1 rRNA gene is annotated in these 2,949 nt (G+C 52.7%); it reads right to left on the reverse strand.

Annotated elements, in window-relative coordinates:
- Positions 1-12: 12 nt before the first annotated feature.
- Positions 13-2,894 (reverse strand): 23S ribosomal RNA (locus DIE11_RS35830).
- Positions 2,895-2,949 lie beyond the last annotated feature (55 nt).

Consider the following 2,949-nt stretch of genomic DNA (forward strand, 5'->3'; position numbering starts at 1 on the left):
CAGACTTGTTATAGGATCAAGCCTTACGGGCAATTAGTATCAGTTAGCTGAACGCATTACTGCGCTTACACACCTGACCTATCAACGTCCTGGTCTCGAACGACCCTTCAAGGGGATCTAGTCCCCAGGGATATCTCATCTTAAGGCGAGTTTCCCGCTTAGATGCTTTCAGCGGTTATCTCTTCCGAACATAGCTACCCGGCGATGCCACTGGCGTGACAACCGGTACACCAGAGGTTCGTCCACTCCGGTCCTCTCGTACTAGGAGCAGCCCCCTTCAAATATCCAACGCCCACGGCAGATAGGGACCAAACTGTCTCACGACGTTTTAAACCCAGCTCACGTACCTCTTTAAATGGCGAACAGCCATACCCTTGGGACCGGCTACAGCCCCAGGATGAGATGAGCCGACATCGAGGTGCCAAACACCGCCGTCGATATGAACTCTTGGGCGGTATCAGCCTGTTATCCCCAGAGTACCTTTTATCCGTTGAGCGATGGCCCTTCCATACAGAACCACCGGATCACTATGACCTGCTTTCGCACCTGCTCGACTTGTCGGTCTCGCAGTTAAGCACGCTTATGCCATTGCACTATCAGCACGATTTCCGACCGTACCTAGCGTACCTTCGTACTCCTCCGTTACGCTTTGGGAGGAGACCGCCCCAGTCAAACTGCCTACCATGCACTGTCCCCGACCCGGATCACGGGCCAAGGTTAGAACCTCAAACAAACCAGGGTGGTATTTCAAGGACGGCTCCACCGAAACTAGCGTTCCGGTTTCATAGCCTCCCACCTATCCTACACAGATCGGTTCAAAGTCCAATGCAAAGCTACAGTAAAGGTTCATGGGGTCTTTCCGTCTAGCCGCGGGTAGATTGCATCATCACAAACACTTCAACTTCGCTGAGTCTCGGGAGGAGACAGTGTGGCCATCGTTACGCCATTCGTGCAGGTCGGAACTTACCCGACAAGGAATTTCGCTACCTTAGGACCGTTATAGTTACGGCCGCCGTTTACCGGGACTTCAATCAAGAGCTTGCACCCCATCATTTAATCTTCCGGCACCGGGCAGGCGTCACACCCTATACGTCCACTTTCGTGTTTGCAGAGTGCTGTGTTTTTATTAAACAGTCGCAGCCACCAGTTTATTGCAACCCCTTCACCCTCCTGGCGCAGGCCAGTCAAGCTACAAGGGCGTACCTTATCCCGAAGTTACGGTACCAATTTGCCGAGTTCCTTCTCCCGAGTTCTCTCAAGCGCCTTAGAATACTCATCTCGCCCACCTGTGTCGGTTTGCGGTACGGTCATCGTTAGACTGAAGCTTAGAGGCTTTTCTTGGAACCACTTCCAATTGCTTCGCTCCCGAAGGAGCTCGCGCCACACCCTTGAATTGCGCACCCGGATTTGCCTAAGTGCCTTCTCCAATGCAGCGACCGGGACTTCCAACACCCGGACAACCTTCCGCGATCCGTCCCCCCATCGCATCTAACAATGGTGCAGGAATATTGACCTGCTTCCCATCAGCTACGCATTTCTGCCTCGCCTTAGGGGCCGACTCACCCTACGCCGATGAACGTTGCGTAGGAAACCTTGGGCTTACGGCGAGGGGGCCTTTCACCCCCTTTATCGCTACTCATGTCAGCATTCGCACTTCCGATACCTCCAGCACCCTTTACAAGGCACCTTCGCAGGCTTACGGAACGCTCTCCTACCATGCGTGCAAAGCACGCATCCGCAGCTTCGGTATATAGCTTAGCCCCGTTACATCTTCCGCGCAGGACGACTCGATCAGTGAGCTATTACGCTTTCTTTAAAGGGTGGCTGCTTCTAAGCCAACCTCCTGACTGTTTTAGCCTTCCCACTTCGTTTCCCACTTAGCTATATTTGGGGACCTTAGCTGGCGGTCTGGGTTGTTTCCCTCTTGACACCGGACGTTAGCACCCGATGTCTGTCTCCCGTGATTGCACTCTTCGGTATTCGGAGTTTGCTATGGCGGGGTAATCTGCAATAGACCCCCCAACCATGACAGTGCTCTACCCCCGAAGGTGAGACACGAGGCACTACCTAAATAGTTTTCGGAGAGAACCAGCTATTTCCAAGTTTGTTTAGCCTTTCACCCCTATCCACAGCTCATCCCCTAACTTTTCAACGTTAGTGGGTTCGGACCTCCAGTACGTGTTACCGCACCTTCATCCTGGCCATGGATAGATCACTTGGTTTCGGGTCTACGCCCAGCAACTGAACGCCCTATTCGGACTCGCTTTCGCTACGCCTGCCCTATACGGTTAAGCTTGCTACTGAACGTAAGTCGCTGACCCATTATACAAAAGGTACGCCGTCACCCCTTACGAGGCTCCGACTGTTTGTATGCATGCGGTTTCAGGATCTATTTCACTCCCCTCCCGGGGTTCTTTTCGCCTTTCCCTCACGGTACTGGTTCACTATCGGTCGATCACGAGTATTTAGCCTTGGAGGATGGTCCCCCCATCTTCAGACAGGATTTCACGTGTCCCGCCCTACTTGTCGCACACCTAGTTCTTTCATACTGTTTTCGCCTACAGGGCTATCACCTGCTATGGCCGCACTTTCCAGAGCGTTCGGCTAACAATACAAATAAAGAGTGCAAGGCTCATCCCATTTCGCTCGCCACTACTTTGGGAATCTCGGTTGATTTCTTTTCCTGCGGTTACTTAGATGTTTCAGTTCACCGCGTTCGCTTCACATGACCTATGTATTCAGTCATGGATACTCCAAAAGGAGTGGGTTTCCCCATTCGGACATCTACGGATCAAAGCTCGTTTGCCAGCTCCCCGTAGCTTTTCGCAGGCTACCGCGTCCTTCATCGCCTGTGATCGCCAAGGCATCCACCACATGCACTTGTTCGCTTGACCCTATAACGAGTCTGTCTCGTTACAGGTTGAGTTCTCGCGTTGTGCCGTATTCCAA

The organism is Burkholderia sp. Bp9012, assembly GCF_003853825.1.
GTDB classification, from domain to species: domain Bacteria; phylum Pseudomonadota; class Gammaproteobacteria; order Burkholderiales; family Burkholderiaceae; genus Burkholderia; species Burkholderia diffusa.